This window comes from Georgenia ruanii, assembly GCF_009193175.1.
Taxonomy (GTDB): Bacteria; Actinomycetota; Actinomycetes; order Actinomycetales; family Actinomycetaceae; genus Georgenia; species Georgenia ruanii.
Window position 1 is genome coordinate 38,670 of the sequence record NZ_VUKE01000008.1, and the last position, 17,239, is coordinate 55,908.

Sequence of the window (17,239 nt, forward strand, 5' to 3'; positions counted from 1 at the left end):
CGATGAACACCACCGCCCGGGGCCTGCAGGTCAGCCCCGACGACGCGGCCGACGAGACCCCCGGGCGCTCGACCGGGTACGTCCAGTCCCTCGACCGGGGCCTGGCGGTGATCCGGGCGTTCGACGCCGAGCACGCACAGCTCACGCTCAGCGACGTCGCCCGGCGCACCGGGCTCACCCGGGCGGCGGCGCGGCGGTTCCTGCACACCCTGGTGGAGATCGGGTACGTCGAGGCGGACGGGCGCCTGTTCAGCCTGCGCCCGCGGGTGCTGGAGCTGGGCTACGCCTACCTGTCCTCCATCTCCCTGCCCGAGCTGTGCCGGATGCACCTGCAGCGCCTGGCCGCTCAGGTCGGGGAGTCGGTGTCGGTGTCCGTGCTGGACGGGTCGGAGATCGTGTACGTCGCGCGGGTGGCCAGCAACCGGATCATGAGCGTCGACCTCGGCGTCGGCGCCCGGCTCCCGGCGTACGCGACGTCCATGGGCCGGGTGCTGCTCGCCGGGCTCCCGGCCGCCGAGGTCGACGCGCACCTCGGCGAGCTGCGGCCGCTCACCCGGTACACGCTGACCGCCGTCGAGGACCTGCTCGCGGAGCTGGCCACGGTGCGCGCGCAGGGCTGGGCGCTGGTGGACGAGGAGCTCGAGGAAGGGCTGCGCTCCATCGCGGCCCCGATCCGGGACCGCGACGGCCGCGTCGTCGCCGCCTGCAACATGTCGACGGCGGCGCGGCGCGGCCCAGCCTCGGCGCTGGTCAGCGACCTGCTCCCGCACCTGCTCGCCACCGCCGCGGCCATCTCCGACGACCTGTCCGCGTTGCGATGACCCGGCGTCCGGCCGCCCGCGCCGGCGGCGGCCTCGGGCTGCTCGTCGCGGCCACGGTGCTCATCGGGCTGAACCTGCGCGGGCCGATCGTCGGCATCCCGCCCCTCATCGACGAGATCAGCGCCGACCTGGGCCTCAGCTCGACGACCGCGGGGCTGATCACCTCCCTGCCGCTGGTGTGCTTCGCCGTCGGCTCCCCCGTGGCGGCGCTGCTCGCACGCCGCTTCGGCCTCGAACGCACCATGCTGGCTGCCCTCCTGCTGCTGGGGGCCGCGATCGCCCTGCGGCCGTGGGACGGGCTGGCCGCGCTGCTGGCGGGCACGGTGGTCGTGGGCGCGGCGATCACGGTGGGTAACGTGCTCGTCCCGGTGCTCGTGCGCCGCGACGGCGGCAGCCACGTCAAGAGCATCATGGCCACCTCGACGAGCTCGTACGGGGTGGGCGGGGCCCTCGCCGCGGCGGTGGCCGTGCCGATGGCCGCCCGGCTGGGCTGGCGGGGGGCGACGGCGTCCCTGGCGGTGCTGGTCGCCGTCGCGGTGGTGGTGTGGCTGGTGCACATGCGCCTGCGCGCCCGGGTCCGTGCCGACGTCGCCCCGTCCACGCCGGCCGCCGGTGCAGGGGCCACGCCCGCCCGGATGAGCGCACCGCCGGCGTCGTCGGCCGCGCCCCGGCCCAGGCCGTCGTCGGGCACGCCCGGGCCCGGGCCGTCGTCGGCTCCACCCCGGCCCGGTCCGTCGTCGGGCACGCCCCGACCTGCGCCGTCGTCGGCCCACCCCCGCCCGCCGGTGTGGACCCAGGCCAGCGTGTGGTGGCTCGCCGCGTTCTTCGGGCTGCAGGCGACGCTGTTCTACAGCGTCAGCGCGTGGCTGCCGCCGCTGCTGGTGGAGTCGGCCTCGGCGAGCGCGGCCACCGGCGGGACCGCCGTCTCCCTCTTCCACCTGCTCGGCATCGCCGGGACGCTGGCGGTGCCCGCCCTGCTCCGCTGGCTCGGCGGCGCCCGGCGCGTCGGCGTCGTCATCGCCCTCGGCTGGCTCGTGCTGCTTGTGGGGGTCCTGGTCCTCCCCCACGTGTGGATGCCGTGGGTGCTCGTCGGCGGTCTCGCGCAGGGCGCCGGGATCGGCCTCGGACTCACCCTCGTGGCGGAGCGCCCGGTGGACGCCGACTACGGCCGGTCGGTCTCGGCGATGGTGCAGGGCGCCGGATACGCCCTGGCGGCGCTCGGCCCGATCGTCATCGGGTGGGCGCACGGCGCCACAGCCGGCTGGGCGGTGCCGCTGACGATCCTGGTCGCGCTCGCGGTCGGCCTCGCCGTGAGCGGCCTCCGCGCGGGCGAGGACCGGCCCATCGGCGGTCCCGCGCACGGCTGAGCCGGCGGCGGGCCCACTCAGGCCGCGCTCGGCGTCGCGCCGCATTCTCAGGCGGTCACCGCGGCCGGCTCCGCGCCGCGCGCGGCCGCGACGTGCTCGTCGAACTCCGCGGCGATCTCCGCGTCGTGGCGGTGCGTGCGCAGCGAGACGACGACGGCCGCGGCGAGGTTCAGGGCGAAGCCGGGAAGGATCTCGTACAGGTCGAAGATGCCGCCGTCGACGTTGCCCCACACGGCCACCGTGACGGCGCCGACGATCATCCCGGACAGCGCGCCGGCCGTGGTCAGGCGCCGCCAGTACAGCGCCAGCAGGATGGTCGGGCCGAAGGCGGCCCCGAAGCCCGCCCATGCGAAGGACACGAGGGCGAGGATGGTGTCGTTCTGGGTCCAGGCCATGGCGCCAGCGACGACGGCGATGAGCAGCACGGCGCCGCGGCTGAGCAGCACCTGCCGACGGTCCGACGCTGCGCGCCTGGTGAGCATCGAGTACAGGTCCTCCACCAGGGCCGACGCGGTGACCAGCAGCTGGGACGAGACGGTGCTCATGATCGCCGCGAGCACGGCCGCGAGGATGAAGCCCGCGATGAGGGGGTGGAACAGCAGCTGGCCGAGCACGAGGAAGACCGTCTCAGGGTCGGCGAGCGTGAGCTCGGGGTGCTGGCGGAAGTAGGCGACGCCGACGAGGGCCGTGACGATCGCGCCGCCGACCGACAGCGCCATCCACCCCATGCCGATGCGGCGGCCGGCGGTGGCCTCCTGCGGGGTGCGCAGCGCCATGAACCGCACGATGATGTGCGGCTGCCCGAAGTAGCCCAGGCCCCACGCCAGCGCGGAGACGACCCCGATGACGGTGGCCCCCTCGCCGAGCATGGACAGCATGCCGGGGTCGATCTCGCGCACGGTGGCGGCGACCTCGCCAGGGCCGCCGACGGCGACGAGCCCGACGATCGGCACCGCGAGCAGGGCGAGGAACATCATCACGCCCTGGACGAAGTCGGTGTAGCTGACGGCCAGGAACCCGCCGAAGAGGGTGTACAGGATCGTGACGGCCGCGATGAGGATCATCCCGCCGCGGTAGTCGGCGCCGAACGAGCTCTCCATGAACACGCCGCCGGAGACCATGCCGGCGGAGACGTAGAACGTGAAGAAGACCAGGATGATCAGGCCGGAGACGACGCGGATCGCGCGCGTCCGGTCACGCAGGCGGCTCTCGAGGAAGCTCGGGATGGTGATGGAGTTGGTGGAGACCTGGGAGTAGCTCCGCAGCCGCGGCGCCACGATCTTCCAGTTGACCCACGCCCCGATCGTGAGGCCGACGGCGATCCACGCCTCGACCAGGCCCGCGACGTAGATGGCGCCGGGCAGGCCCATGAGCAGCCAGCCGGACATGTCGGACGCGCCGGCGCTGAGGGCGGCGACCGAGGGCGGCAGGCCCCGCCCGCCGAGCATGTAGTCCGACAGGTCCTTGGTCCGCACGAAGAAGTACCAGCCGATCGCCAGCATGCCTACGAGGTAGACAAGCACCGCGATGAGATGAAACGCCTGGTCAGACACTGCAGCAACCGTCCTGTCGGGGGTGAGGGCCCGCCGAAGGTACCCCGGCGCCCCGGGGGCCACCAGCCGACGTGAAGCGCCGGTTCAGTGTTACTGAATGACACTGTGGAGATGCTGAAGCGTTGCTGAGCCTTGGTCGAACGACAGCCCGGTGCGGGAGCGGCACGGTGGTGCGGATTGCTTGAACCGGGCATGTGCGGGCGGACGTGTGCCCGTCGGACGGTTTGTGACCTGGCCCGCATTTTGGACGGCCTTCGCCGATTTCGTGGGTCCCTGCGCTGCCGCACCATGCCCCTCTGCCGCCGTCGGCACGCCCTGCCGGGCCGGTCTGCGCACGGGGTTCGGCCTGCCTGACAGCGGGTCGAGGGGGCGACGGGTCAGTGCTTGTGCGCCTCCTGCGCGAGCTGGCGCAGCGCGGCCACCTCGGCGTCGGCGTCCTCGGCCTTGTACACGGCGGACCCGGCCACGAACACGTTGGCGCCAGCCTCCGCGGCGCGCTCGATCGTCGAGCGGGACACGCCGCCGTCGACCTGGACCCACACGTCCAGGTTGGCCGCCGAGATCGCCTCGCGGGTGCGGGCGATCTTCGGGAGCGTGCCATCGATGAAGGACTGCCCGCCGAAGCCGGGCTCGACGGTCATGACGAGGATCATGTCGAACTCCGGCAAGAGGTCCAGCAGGGGCTCGATCGGGGTGGCCGGTCGCAGCGCGATGCCGGCGCGCGCGCCCTTGGCGCGCAGCTCGCGGGCGAGCTTGACCGGTGCGGTGGCGGCCTCGGCGTGGAACGTCACGGAGGCGCAGCCCGCCTCGGCGTAGGCCGGCGCCCAGCGGTCCGGGTCCTCGATCATGAGGTGCGCATCGACCGGGACCGGCGTGACCTTGATGATGCCCTCCACCACCGGCAGTCCCATCGTCAGGTTGGGGACGAAGTGGTTGTCCATGACGTCGACGTGGGCGTAGTCCGCGCCGGAGATCTTGGCGAGCTCGCCGCGCAGGTCGGAGAAGTCGGAGTTGAGGATGCTGGGCGAAATCACGATGCTCACCGGCTCAGGGTAACGGGGCCGGCCGCGTGGCTCGGACGCGGCCCGGAGCCGGGGCGGGCCGCCGGGATCGCTCGTGGGCGCCCTCCGGGCAGCCACCTTCTGGCGGCGCCGGCGGGCGGCGACGTCGTCGGGATGCGTCGTCGTGCGACGTCGTCGGGCTGCGTCGTCGTGCGACGTCGTCGGGCTACGTCGCCATGCGACGTCGTCAGGCTGCGTCGTCGTGCGACGTCGTCGGGCTACGTCGCCGTGCGACGTCGTCAGGCTGCGTCGTCGTGCGACGTCGTCAGGCTGCGTCCTCGCGCGGCTCTCATCGCCACGCTCGTGCCGCCCTGTCCACAGCTGCCGCCCGACCGCCGATCCCTGCCCTCGTAGATCGGTAGCGTCCCTGGCATCAGCTCGACCGGGGCGAGGGGGTGGCAACGATGGCGGCACCGGCTGACGATCGGTTGCCCGCCTCGGCACCGGCTGACGATCGGTTGCCCGCGCCGTCCCAAGCGACCAGTCACCCCACCCGCGCCGCTCACCCGGGCGGCGCCACGGCGGGGCGGGGCGCCGCCGCTCCTCCCGCCGTCGACTCGCCTGGTCCGGTCGCCCTGCTCGACGTCGTGCGGAACGCCGTTCGCGGGCTCACCGCCGGCGCGCCGGGCGCCAACGCGGTCCGGTGGGAGCAGCGCGAACGCGAGAGCGTCATCGCCGGGCTCGACGCGGCGATCCAGTCGCTGACGATCTACCGCGGCCAGGTCCTTCTCGCCCACAAGGAGGACGGACGCTGGGGCACCGCGCTGGACAGGGACTTCGCAGACTGGCGCGCCCGGTCCACGGGCACGGGCCGAGGCCCGGCGGTCGGCGAGCTCCAGGTGGCGGAGGGGCTGCAGGCCATGCCCGAGGTGGCTGACGCGGTGGCGGACGGCGAGCTCACCCTCGAGCACGCGCGGACGTTTGCTCGATTGCGCGCCACCGCCTCAGAAGAGGTCAAGGCAGCGCTCGAGGGCGGGGCCGCGGCCGACCTGCTCGAGAAGGCGAAGCACCTCAGCGCGCCCGAGCTCGCCCGGGAGGCGAAGAAGGTGGCCGCCTCGATCGACGCCCGGGCCGCCCAGGAGCAGTACGACGCGGTGTGGCGACGGCGGTCGGTGAGCACCCGCCGGTCGGCGGGCGGGCGCGCCGGCGCCTGGTTCCTCGACGACATCGGCGGCACGATCGTCGAGACGGCCCTCGACGCCATCCTCGGCAAGCCGGCGAAGGACGACGTCCGGACCCGGGAGCAGCGCCGCGCCGACGCGCTCGTGACGATGGCGTCGCGCGTGCTGCAGGTCGGCGCCGACCGCAACGGCGCCCAGATCCGCCCCCATCTCGCGCTGATCGTCTCGGAGGAGACCTGGGACGCCACCCTTCGCCGTCGTCGGGCGATCGAGGAAGCCGATCGGCACGAGATGGACGCGGCTGCCGGCTGGCCTGGTGCCGCGCTCGGCCTCGACGCGGACGGCCTCCCCATGGCGCCGGGAACGCTGACGGCATCCGCGACTCCGAGCCCTGCACCCGGGGCCCCTCCCCGAAGTCCGAGAGCCGCAAGCGGGCCGGCGTCGCCCGGCGACCCGAGCCCCGCACTCCCCCGGATCGTGCTCCGTGACCCGCCCCCGCTAGCCAACGTGCCGCCCGCGGAGCTCGAGGACGGATCGCTGGTCCCCGGCCAGGAGCTCGAGCGCCTGATGTGCGACTGCGAGGTCACCCGCATCGTCATGAACGCGGCCTCAGTGCCCCTGGACGTCGGGCGCACGGAGCGCGTGTACAACCGCGAGATGCGGCGGGCGATCACCACGCGCGACCGCCACTGCCAGTGGCCAGGGTGCTCGATCAGGGCCTCCTGGTGCGAGGTCCATCACGTCTGGTTCTTCGCCGACGGCGGCCCCACCTCACTGGCCAACGGCTGCACCCTCTGCGTGTACCACCACCACCGCGTCCACCAGGAGCACATCCGCATCACGATCCTCGGCGATGGCTTCGACTTCCACTATCGCGACGGGCGGCACCTGGGCACGACGAAACGACGACGCGGGCCCGTCAAGGGCACCCGCAACGCAATCGGCCTCAGCGACGAGGGCCTCACCCCCGAGCGCACCACGTGCCACGACCCGCTCGTGGCCTCCTGGCCGCCCGACCTTCGAAGCCGGCGGGCGGGCACCACCAGCACCGGGCCGGCCGCGTCAGCCGCCTCGGGAAGCACGGCGTCAGCCGCCTCGGGAAGCGCGGCGCGGACAACGACGATCGAGCGCGGCGCACCAGAGGGCATCACTCCGGCGGACGCACGATTCGTGCCGGCGCCAGCCACGTCACCGGCGGCGGACACCGGACCACCGTCCGAGCCGGCGCCGCCGCCCTCAGGCAACGATCCGTTGACGCTGTGGGATGCCGACCTCCCGCCTGGTCAGAGCAGCGAGCCGCCGTTCTGACCCTCGCGCTGCGAGCGGCGCCCGGCGCCGGTCGCGTCCGGGCCGGATCGCCCTTCGCGGCCGGGCCCTCAGGTGGTCTTCCGCAGCAGGGCGAGGAACATCGCGTCGGTGCCGTGCAGGTGCGGCCAGAGCTGGACGTACGGCCCCGCGCCGAGCCCGGGCAGGCGGTCGGCCGTCACGGACTCCATGGTGGCCGTGGCATCGAGGACCTCGACGTCGCCGCGGCGGCGGACCACGTCCTCCACGACGACATGCGTCTCGGCCACATGGGGAGAGCACGTCACGTAGGCCACCACTCCCCCGGGCCGCGTGGCGTCGAGCGCCGAGCCGAGCAGCTCGCGCTGGAGGCTGCCGAGGCCGGCGAGGTCTTCCGGGGTGCGCCGCCAGCGGGACTCCGGACGCCGGCGCAGCGCGCCGAGCCCGGTGCACGGGGCGTCCACCATCACCCGGTCGAACCCGCCGGGACGCTCGGCGCCGAGGTCCCGGCCGTCGCCAGTGCGCACCTCCACGGTCCCGTGGGGCACCGCCGCCACCGACCGGCGGACCAGCCGGGCCCGGTGCGGGGCCACCTCGTTGGCGAGCAGGTGGGCGCCGCGCTCGTGAGCGAGCGCGCCGAGGAGCGCCGCCTTGCCGCCCGGGCCGGCACACAGGTCGAGCCAGGATGCGTCGGCCGCGGCGCCGTCGCCCCCCGCCAGCGGCGCCGCCGCCAGGGCCAGCGCGACGAGCTGGGACCCCTCGTCCTGGGCGCCGGCGGCCGCCCGCCGCACCGCGGGCAGGTCGGCGGGGTCCCCTCCGCGAAGGACGAGCGCGAGCGAGGACCAGCGCCCCGCGCGCGGGGCCGCCCCCGTGCGCCGCGCGGCCTCGGCGGCGAGCTCGTCGGCGGTCACCAGGCCCGGACGGGCGACGAGGGTGACGTGCGGTGCGGTGTTGTCGGCCGCGAGGAGCTCGTCGAGCTCCTCGGCCGGGCGGCCGTTGGCGACGAGCGACTGGCGCAGCGCCCTAGCGATCCACGCCGGGTGCGACTCGGTGACGGCCAGCCGCGCGACGACGTCCGAGCCGAGCGGGTCGGCGGCGTCGGCGATCGCCGCGAGCCACTCGTCCACGGAGCGGCGGGCCACCGCGCGCAGGACGGCGTTGACCAGCCCCGCCGGGCCGGGACCCGTCACCGCCCGGGCGAGTGCGACGCTCTCGGACACGGCGGCATGGCTCGGGACCCGCATCCCAAGGATCTGGTGCGCGCCCAGCCGGAGCACATCCAGCACCGGGGCGTCGAGGCTCTCCAAGGGTCGGCCGTTGGTGCACAGGGCCAGCACGGCGTCATAGCGGCCGCGCAGGCGCAGCGTCCCGTAGGCGAGCTCGGTGGCGAAGGCGGCGTCGCGTCCGCCGATGCCGCGCTCACGCAGCAGCCCCGGCAGGACGAGGTTGGCGTAGGCATCCGACTCGACCACCTGGCGCAGGACGTCGAAGGCGGCCTGGCGGGCTGCGTCCGGTCCGCGGCGGCGCGGGGCACGGCCTACAGCGCCTCCGGTGGTGGGCCGCGCCCGGCGGGGGCTTCCCGCCGCGCCGGCGCCGTGACGTCCGGCTCCGGCATCGCGGCCCCGCCGCTGGCCTCCGCCGTCGGCGCCGCGGTCGGGGCGCTGGCCTCCGCCGTCGGCGCCGCGGTCCGGGCGCTCGCCTCCGCCGTCAGCCCGTCGGTCCGGGCGGTGTCCGCCAGCGCCGGTGCCCCCGCCCGGGCGCCGACCCGCCCCACCGGAGCCCCCGCCCGGATGCCGGCCACCACCGCCGGGGCGACGCTCGCTCATTCGGCCTGCCCCAGCCGGGCGCCGGGCGCCGCATGAGCACCGCGGGCCCAGGCCTCGGCGGGCATCCAGCTCTTGCCCGCCGGCGCCACCTCCCCGAGGGCGACGGCGTGGGAGCCGGTGCCCACGAGCACCTCGTGCTTGCCGGCCCGCATCTCGCCGGGCCGCAGGTCGACCACATCCGGGCGGGAGGTTATCGGTCCGACCTTGAGTCGGGCGCCAGTCGGGGTCGTCGTCCACGCCCCGGGGGCGGGGGTGCAGCCGCGGATCAGCCGGTCCACCGCCAGCGCCGGATCGGCCCAGCGCACGCGTGCATCCTCCACGTCCAGCTTGGGGGCGAGGCTGACGCCGTCGGCGGGCTGCGGGCTGGGGCGGGCAGAGCCGTCCGCGAGGGCGTCGAGCACCTGGAGAAGTAGCTGCGCACCGGAGTCGGCGAGGCGTCCCAGCAGGTCGCCGGCGGTATCGCGCGGGCGCACCGTTTCGGTGAGCGTGCCGTAGACCGGCCCGGTGTCGAGCCCGCTCTCGAGCTGGAAGACGCTGGCCCCCGTGACCTCGTCGCCGGCGATGAGCGCGCGCTGGACCGGTGCGGCGCCCCGCCACGCCGGCAGGAGCGAGAAGTGTAGGTTGACCCAGCCGTGGCGGGGCACGGTGAGCAGGTCGGCGGGCACGAGGCCGCCGTAGGCGACGATCGGCGCGGCGTCGATGGCGAGATCCGCGATCTGCTCCGCCACGCCGTCCTCACGCAGAGAGCGCGGCGTCAGGACGGTGATGCCCCGGGCGCGGGCGAGCTCGGCGACCGGGCTGGCGGCCAGGGTCCGGCCGCGGCCCTTGCGGGTGTCGGGTCGCGTGAGCACTGCCGCCACCTCGTGGTCGGAGGCGAGCAGGGTACGCAGGGAGGGCAGCGCCACCTCGGGGGTGCCGGCGAACAGCAGACGCATGGTGACCGAGTCTATGCGTCGGCTCGGGTCCGGGCCGGGACGGCGACCGGGCCAGGCGCACGGCCGACGTGACGCACACGGCCGGCGTGACGCACACGGCCGACGTGACGCACACGGCCGGCGTGACGCACACGGCCGGCGTCGCGCGCACGGCCGGTGTGGCGATCACCCGCCCATCCGGGCCCGGACCCCGACTACGGGTGGCTGTTGCTCACGCGCGGGACCAGTCGGACGGGCAGGCCGAGGGCACGCAGGTCGTCCCGCAGCCGGTCGGCGCCGGTGAACCGCAGGGCGGTGAGGCCGACGGCCTCGGCGCCACGGACATTTCCCGGCGAGTCGTCGATGAACACGGTTCGGGCAGGGTCGAGGGCGTACCGGGTGATGAGGATCTCGAAGATGGCGGGGTCCGGCTTGACCACCCCCTCCTCCCCGGACACGACGACGCCGTGCAGACGGCCGATCGCCGGTGCGGCCGGCCGGGCGTGCACGAACGTCTCGGCCGACCAGTTCGTCAGTCCCAGCAGCGGCACGCCAGCGGCGGCGAGCTCGTCAATGACCTCGTCGGTGCCGGGGACAGGACCGGTGAGGCTGCCGGCGAAGTTCTCGCAATAGCGGGCGAAGGTCGCTGCGTGCTCGGGGTGGGCCGCCGCCACGCGCTCACGCGCCGCGGCGTGGGTGAGGCCGGCGTCCATCGCCAGGTTGACGCCGGGGAAGTCGATGGCCGCCGAGAAGTCCGCCCAGCCGGCGCGGTCGAGGCGGTCGGCGAGGGCCATGTACGGATCCCAGTTCACGACAACCCCTCCGAGGTCGAACACGACCGTGAGGGGCCGATCGGCGGCCGGGCCGCTCGTGCCGAGCTGGTTCTCGGTGTCGTCAACGTGACTCATCTCGCCATCCTCCCGCACGAGCCGTCGACCGGGTGGCGGTCCGGCCGGCCGCGCTGGGGCGCCCATCGACAAGCGCGCGTCACCACAGGTCGGGCGGGTCCACCTGGACGCGGATCGCGCCAGGTTCCTTGCGGGCGCTGCGTGCTGCGGCCGCGTGCGCCAGGGCGCGGCACAAGTCCGCGCCGCGCCGCCGCTCCACGCGCAGCACCGCGCGCGCTTCGGTCTCCGGGGGCACGACTGCCGTGGCGCGGCCGGCGTTGCGCGCGCGTGCGCCGTTTCGACGACGGGGCCCCGACCCCTCACCGACCTCCTGTGCGGTGTCGGCGGTGCCCCGGGCCGCGACCTCCACGGGGCCGAGGACCTCCAGCCCGTCGAGCGGCTCGAGGTGACCGAGGAACGACCGCACCGCGGCGGGCGGACCCTGCACCGCGGCCATCCGCACAGCGGGCGGGAAGGCCAGCTCTGCCCGTTCGGCGAGCTCCCGCTCGGCGAAGCCGGCCGGGTCCCAGCGCACGAGAGCCTGGGCGGGGACCGGTGCCGGCTGGCCGAGCAGCATCACCCGCCCACCCTCGGACGCGCCGCGCACGAGCGCCGCGGCGCCGAGCCAGCGGCGCAGCGCCTCGGCTGACGCCCACAGCTCGGGCCGGGAGGTGCTCACGGCGCCGTCGAGCAGAAGCGCCGCGGCGTACCCGCCGCTAGCGACCGGCTCCGCCCCCGGCGTGGCAACCACCAGACGCGGCCTGTCGTCGACGGTCTCGACGACGCCGTGCGCGGCGGTGGTGCCGGAGACGACGACGGGTACCGACGGGAACGCCCGACCGAGCTCCTCCGCGGTGCGGGAGGAGCCGACCCGGCCGGCGCGCAGCGCGGTGGTCCCGCACGTGGGGCATGCCCAGTCGGTCGCGTGCCGCCCGCACCAGGCGCAGGTAGGCGCGGCGCCCGCCCGTTCCAGGCGCAGCGGCCCGTGGCACGCGCGGCAGCGGGCCGGTTCGCGGCAGCGCGCGCAGGCCACGACCGGGACATAGCCGCCCCGGGCGACCTGGACCAGAACCGGGCCCGATGTCAGCGCCTCCTTGGCGAGGCGCCAGGCCGGGTGCGGGATGCGGGCCGCGGCCGCGGCGCCCTCTCGCGCGAGGTCCACCTCGGTGGGCGCCTCGACGCGGGGCGTCGCCGCACGCAGCACCTCACGAGGGGCCTGGACCGGATGGGCCCACCGCCGGTCCACGAGCAGCTGCGCCTCGACCGTGCGGGCGAAGCCCCCGACCAGCAGTGCCGCCCGCTCCTGCTCGGCCCGAAGCACCAGCACCTGGCGCGCGTGGGGGTAGGGCGCGTGCGGCTCGGCGAGGCGGTCGTCGCCGTCGTCGAAGATGACGCAGAGGCCGAGGTCCTGCACCGGCGCGAACGCCGCCGCGCGGGTGCCCACCACGACGCGTGCCTCGCCCAGCAGCGCGCGCAGGAACGCCCGGTAGCGCTTCGACGGCCCGTCGTCGGCGACCAGCCGCACCACCGGCTCGCCGGGCAGCACCGCCGCCAGCGCGTCGACGACCTGGGCGACGTGGCGGGTGGTGGGGACGACGACGAGAACCCCTCGGCCGGAGGCGAGGGTCGCTTGTGCGGCCTCCGCCACGGCCAGCGGCCAGGCGGCGACGGAGGGAGGAGAGGGCTCGACCGACGGCGCCTCGTCGGGCATGGGCACGGCCACATCGTGACCGGGTAATGCCGTCCACACCGCGCGCGGACTCTCCCCCGCGGCCAGGTGCCGCAGGAAGGCCGGGCCGCCGGTGTAGGGCCGCCACGCCGACCCCTCCGGGGCCGGCACGGCTGGGGCCTCCGCACCGGCGACGTGCTTCTCCTGGACCGCCTTCTCCGTGGTGGCGTGCCGCGGGGGCACCGCGAAGCGCACGACGTCCATGAGGGTGCCGGCGTACCGGTCGGCCACCGACCGGCACAGCGTCAGCACGGCCGGCGTGAGCACGGGGACCGGCGAGACGGCACGTCGCAGCGGGGTGAGCGTGGAGTGGTGATCGGTCTCCGCCCGCCGCTCGACGACGAACGCGGAGCGGTCCCGCCCGGCAAAGCGCACCTGCACGCGGGTGCCGGGCAGCGCCGTCGCCGCCATCGCGGGCGGCACCAGGTAGTCGAAGCTGTGATCCAGGTGCGGCAGGGGCACGTCGACCACGACGCGAGCGACCGGGTCGGTGACCCCGGCGCCGTCGACGGGGACGGGACCGGCGGCAGGCAGATCGAGCAGCGCCCCCTGCTGGGGCCGGGGGCTGCTCGGGACGGTCATGTCCTCATCTCATCACGCGGCGCCGACACGCCGCGTCAAGGCGGTGGGCAGCGCGGTTCGGTAGCGCGGCGGGCCAACAGGAGCGGCGCGTCCAAGGGGCCCCGGAGGAGCCGCGTCCCGGCCGTCCGGGAGGAGCGGCGCATTCGGGCGGGCGGCGGCATCCCGCCGTCACCGACCGCGACGTCCGACCGCGACGTCCGACCGCGACGTCCGACCGCGACGTCCGACCGCGACGTCAGCCGACGACGGCGCGCAGGTCGGCGACCCGGTCGGTGCGCTCCCAGGTGAACTCGGGCAGCTCCCGGCCGAAGTGCCCGTAGGCGGAGGTGTGCCGGAAGATCGGGCGCAGCAGGTCCAGGTCGCGGATGATCGCGGCCGGACGCAGGTCGAACACCTCACGGATGGCCATCTGGATGTGCTCCACCGGCACCGTCTCGGTGCCGAAGGTCTCCACGTACAGCCCCACCGGGTGCGCCTTGCCGATCGCGTACGCGACCTGCACCTCGCAGCGCCGCGCCAGCCCCGCCGCGACGACGTTCTTCGCGACCCACCGCATCGCGTACGCCGCCGACCGGTCCACCTTCGAGGGGTCCTTGCCGGAGAACGCCCCGCCGCCGTGACGGGCCATGCCGCCGTAGGTGTCGACGATGATCTTCCGCCCGGTCAGCCCGGCGTCGCCCATCGGCCCGCCGACCTCGAACTTGCCGGTGGGGTTGACCAGCAGGTCGAACCCGTCGGCGCGCAGGTCCACCCCGGCCTCCTCCAGCACCGGGGCCACCACCTCGTGCGCGACCTGCCCGTGCAGCAGGTCCTGGCGCACCCACCCGTCGTGCTGGGTGGAGACCACCACGGTGTCCAGGCTCACCGGCCGGTCGCCGTCGTAGCCGATGGTCACCTGGGTCTTCCCGTCCGGGCGCAGCCCCGCAACGATCCCCTCCTTGCGGACCTTCGCCAGCCGCTCGGCCAGCCGGTGCGCCAGGTAGATCGGCAGCGGCATCAGCTGCGGGGTGTCGTCGCAGGCGTAGCCGAACATCAGCCCCTGGTCCCCGGCGCCCTGGATGTCCAGTGCGTCGTAGGCGGCGGAGTCCTCGCGGCCCTCGACGGACTTGCTCACCCCGGCCGAGATGTCCGGCGACTGCTGCCCGATGGAGATCGACACCCCGCACGAGCGCCCGTCGAAGCCGATCTTGGAGGAGGTGTACCCGATCCGGGTGACCTCGTCGCGCACGATCTGCGGGATCTCCACGTAGGCGTCGGTCGTCACCTCGCCCACGACGTGCACCAGGCCCGTGGTCACCATGGTCTCCACCGCCACCCGGGCGGTGGGGTCCTGCTCGAGGATCGCGTCGAGGATGCTGTCCGAGATGCGGTCGCAGACCTTGTCCGGATGTCCCTCGGTCACTGACTCCGAGGTGAACTGGCGCTGTGCAGAAGTCACCGGTCGATCGTAGTCGTCACGCGCAACCGCTCCGCGACGGCGTCCAGCAGGGCCTCGGCGACCGCCACCTTGCTGCCCTGCGCGCGGGCGAGGACCTCCCCGGCGGCGTCGAGCACGGTCACGGAGTTGGGCACGTCGCCGAAGCCGACGGCGGTGCCGACCTCGTTGACGGCCAGCAGGTCGGCGCCCTTGCGGCGAGCCTTCTCCCGGCCGTGCGCGAGCACCCCACCCTCGCTGTCGCCGGTCTCGGCGGCGAAGCCGACGACGACCTGACCGGGCCGCAGCCGCTCGGCGGCGAGCTCGGCGAGGATGTCGGGGTTCTTCACCAGCTCGATCGGCGCGGGGCCCGCGGCGGTCTTCTTGATCTTGTGGGCGGCGCTGGCCACCGGGCGGAAGTCGGCGACGGCGGCGGCCATCACGACGACGTCCGCGTGGGCGGCCGCTGCGCGCACGGCGTCACGCAGCTGCGCGGTGGTCTCCACCTCGCGCACCTCGATGCCCGGCTCGTGCGGGAGGAGGGCCTCCTCGACGTTCGCGGCCACGAGGACGACGCGCGCCCCGCGGCGGGCGGCGGCGACGGCGAGGGCCACGCCCTGGCGGCCGCTGGAGCGGTTGCCGAGGAAGCGCACGGGATCGAGCGGCTCGCGGGTGCCGCCGGCGGAGACGACGACCAGGCAGCCGGCGAGGTCGCCGGGGGCCGGAGCGCGCGCCACGAGCGCCAGCGCAGCGTCGACGATCCCGGCCGGCTCGGGCAGGCGTCCGGGCCCGGAGTCGGCGCCGGTGAGCCGGCCGGAGTCGGGTTCGAGCACGTGGAGGCCACGGCCGCGCAGGGTGGCGACGTTGGCCTGGGTGGCGGGGTTGAGCCACATCTCGGTGTGCATCGCGGGGGCCAGCAGCACCGGGCAGGTCACGGTGAGGAGGGTGGTGCTCAGCAGGTCGTCGGCGAGGCCGGCGGCCGCCTTGGCGAGGAGGTTCGCCGTCGCCGGGGCGACGACCAGGAGGTCGGCGCCGCGGCCGAGGGCCACGTGGTCGACGTGCTCGGCGTCGTCGAAGACGCCGGTGCGCACCGGCTCCCCGGACAGCGCCTCCCAGGTGGGCCGGCCCACCATGCGCAGCGCGGACTCGGTGGGGACGACCCGCACGCGGTGCCCGGCCTCGCGCAGCAGGCGCAGGACGTAGGCCGCCTTGTACGCGGCGATCCCGCCGGTCACCCCCAGGACGATGCGCAACGCGCCGCCCGTCCCCCGCGGGGGCGTGGCGGCGCGTGTGCCGGGACTCTCCGTCATGCCGACGAGGCTAGTCCTCAATCCGGGTGAGGGTGAGCATGCCTTCGTTGACCTCGCGCAGCGCGATGGACAGCGGCTTGTCCTCCTGCGCAGCCGGCACGAGAGGGCCGACGAACTCGAGCAGGCCCTCCTGCAGCTGGGCGTTGTACGTGTTGATCTGCCGGGCACGCTTCGCGGCGTAGATCGCCAGGGCGTACTTGGAGTCGACCTTGTCGAGCAGCTCGTCGATGGGCGGGTCGGTGATGCCCTCGGGGGCGGCGACGGTTCCGTACATGCGTGACCTTCTTACGGGCTCGATGGTTCGGGTGACGCGCCGGCGTGGGCGCATACAGCCTTCTATGCTACCTGCTCCTGCAAGCCCATGAGCCGCATCAGCTCGCCCGTGGCACGTGTCACGTCGTCGTTGACGACGACGTGGTCGAACTCGGTGACGGCGTCGAGCTCCTGGCGCGCGGTGGCCAGGCGCCGCTCGCGCTCCTCGGGGCCCTCGGTGCCACGTCCGACGAGGCGATGCACGAGCTCCTCGAACGACGGCGGCGTGAGAAAGACGAACTGGGCCTCGGGCATCGCCACGCGCACCTGCCGGGCGCCCTGGAGGTCGAGCTCGAGGAGGACCGGGCGGCCGGCGGCGAGCTGGCGCTCCACCGGCTCGCGCGGGGTGCCGTAGCGGTGCACCCCGTGCACCACGGCCCACTCGAGCATCTGCCCGGTGGCGACGAGCTCGTCGAACCGCTCGGGGGTGACGAAGTGGTAGTGCACGCCCTCGACCTCGCCGGGGCGGCGCGGGCGGGTGGTGCAGGAGACCGAGATCCACAGGTCGGGCCGACGACGGCGCATCTCCGCGCTCACCGTCCCCTTGCCGACCGCCGTGGGCCCGGACAGCACCGTGAGGCGGGCGGGCGCGGTGGTGGGCGGCGGGCTGGCGGGGGCGGGGTCGGTCATAGGTGCCCATCCTGCCAGGGCGGCACCGGTGCGCAGAAAACGGCCGGGGACCGTCTGTGGAGGGGCGGTCCGGGAGGCGGCGCGCAGCGGGGGCGGGAGCCGACCCGCCGAAGGGGTTAACCGAAGCGCTCGACCAGCGAGGCGGCCTGGTGCGGGCCGAGGCCGCGCACGCGCCGGGCCTCGGAGATCCCGATCTCGGCCATGAGCGACCGCGCGGTGGCCTTGCCCACACCGGGCAGCGCCTCGAGCAAGGAGACGACCTTGAGCTTGGCGAGGGCGTCATCGGTGCGCGCCGCCTCGAGCACCTCGGAGAGCCGCACCTGGGAGTACTTGAGCTTGCTCTTGACCTCGGCGCGCGTCGCACGGGCGGCGGCGGCCTTGGCCAGGGCGGCGGCACGCTGTTCGGGGGTCAACGGCGGCAGGGCCAC

Annotated in this window: 14 protein-coding genes; 3 read left to right on the top strand and 11 right to left on the bottom strand. The window is 75.0% G+C overall.

All coding sequences use genetic code 11. The annotated features are described in order from the left end of the window. Positions 1 to 2: 2 nt before the first annotated feature. Both GD880_RS09460 and GD880_RS09465 read left to right on the top strand, forming a co-directional pair. Positions 3 to 821 (top strand): IclR family transcriptional regulator domain-containing protein, encoded by an 819-nt coding sequence (locus GD880_RS09460; protein ID WP_152231383.1) that lies wholly within the window; start codon positions 3 to 5, stop codon positions 819 to 821. Further along, positions 818 to 2,188 carry an MFS transporter gene (locus GD880_RS09465; protein ID WP_152231384.1) on the top strand — a complete coding sequence of 457 codons (1,371 nt, stop codon included), beginning with the start codon at positions 818 to 820 and terminating at the stop codon, positions 2,186 to 2,188. The genes GD880_RS09460 and GD880_RS09465 overlap by 4 nt, the downstream gene beginning before the upstream one ends. A gap of 47 nt (positions 2,189 to 2,235) precedes the next feature. On the opposite strand, the gene putP is transcribed toward GD880_RS09465, so the two are convergent. Continuing rightward, complete coding sequence (gene putP, locus GD880_RS09470; RefSeq protein ID WP_152231385.1) at positions 2,236 to 3,741, bottom strand: sodium/proline symporter PutP; 1,506 nt, start codon at positions 3,739 to 3,741, stop codon at positions 2,236 to 2,238. A 377-nt stretch (positions 3,742 to 4,118) separates the two neighbouring features. After that, a complete protein-coding gene (gene rpe, locus GD880_RS09475) occupies positions 4,119 to 4,784 on the bottom strand; it encodes a ribulose-phosphate 3-epimerase (protein WP_152231386.1) in 666 nt (221 codons plus the stop codon). Positions 4,785 to 5,389: 605 nt separating this feature from the next. On the opposite strand from rpe, the gene GD880_RS09480 reads away from it, so the two are divergent. Next, positions 5,390 to 7,231: a DUF222 domain-containing protein gene (locus GD880_RS09480; RefSeq protein ID WP_193314440.1), complete on the top strand. Its 1,842-nt coding sequence runs from the start codon at positions 5,390 to 5,392 to the stop codon at positions 7,229 to 7,231. Positions 7,232 to 7,299: 68 nt separating this feature from the next. Here GD880_RS09480 and GD880_RS09485 read toward each other — a convergent pair whose 3' ends face one another. The 9 genes from GD880_RS09485 to mihF all read right to left on the bottom strand — a co-directional run bounded on the left by GD880_RS09485 (position 7,300) and on the right by mihF (position 17,239). Then, entirely contained in the window at positions 7,300 to 9,033 is a 1,734-nt protein-coding gene (locus GD880_RS09485) for an RsmB/NOP family class I SAM-dependent RNA methyltransferase (RefSeq protein WP_152231388.1), read from the bottom strand. Next, entirely contained in the window at positions 9,030 to 9,968 is a 939-nt protein-coding gene (gene fmt / locus GD880_RS09490; RefSeq protein ID WP_152231389.1) for a methionyl-tRNA formyltransferase, read from the bottom strand. Before fmt ends, GD880_RS09485 begins: the two co-directional genes overlap by 4 nt. Positions 9,969 to 10,162: 194 nt before the next feature. Next, entirely contained in the window at positions 10,163 to 10,855 is a 693-nt protein-coding gene (locus tag GD880_RS09495; RefSeq protein ID WP_152231390.1) for an HAD-IA family hydrolase, read from the bottom strand. Between the two features lie 79 nt (positions 10,856 to 10,934). Then, the gene (locus GD880_RS09500) at positions 10,935 to 13,145 is read right to left on the bottom strand and encodes a primosomal protein N' (RefSeq protein WP_152231391.1); all 2,211 of its coding nucleotides are present in this window, start codon (positions 13,143 to 13,145) and stop codon (positions 10,935 to 10,937) included. A gap of 235 nt (positions 13,146 to 13,380) precedes the next feature. Further along, positions 13,381 to 14,583: a methionine adenosyltransferase gene (gene metK, locus GD880_RS09505; protein WP_152231392.1), complete on the bottom strand. Its 1,203-nt coding sequence runs from the start codon at positions 14,581 to 14,583 to the stop codon at positions 13,381 to 13,383. After that, positions 14,580 to 15,812 (bottom strand): bifunctional phosphopantothenoylcysteine decarboxylase/phosphopantothenate--cysteine ligase CoaBC, encoded by a 1,233-nt coding sequence (gene coaBC, locus GD880_RS09510; RefSeq protein ID WP_152231471.1) that lies wholly within the window; start codon positions 15,810 to 15,812, stop codon positions 14,580 to 14,582. The genes metK and coaBC overlap by 4 nt, the downstream gene beginning before the upstream one ends. Positions 15,813 to 15,879: 67 nt before the next feature. Further along, positions 15,880 to 16,143, bottom strand: coding sequence for a DNA-directed RNA polymerase subunit omega (gene rpoZ / locus GD880_RS09515; RefSeq protein ID WP_152231393.1), 264 nt, complete (start codon positions 16,141 to 16,143; stop codon positions 15,880 to 15,882). A 62-nt stretch (positions 16,144 to 16,205) separates the two neighbouring features. Then, a complete protein-coding gene (gene gmk / locus GD880_RS09520; RefSeq protein WP_152231394.1) occupies positions 16,206 to 16,811 on the bottom strand; it encodes a guanylate kinase in 606 nt (201 codons plus the stop codon). Positions 16,812 to 16,927: 116 nt separating this feature from the next. After that, a complete protein-coding gene (gene mihF / locus GD880_RS09525; protein WP_152203891.1) occupies positions 16,928 to 17,239 on the bottom strand; it encodes an integration host factor, actinobacterial type in 312 nt (103 codons plus the stop codon).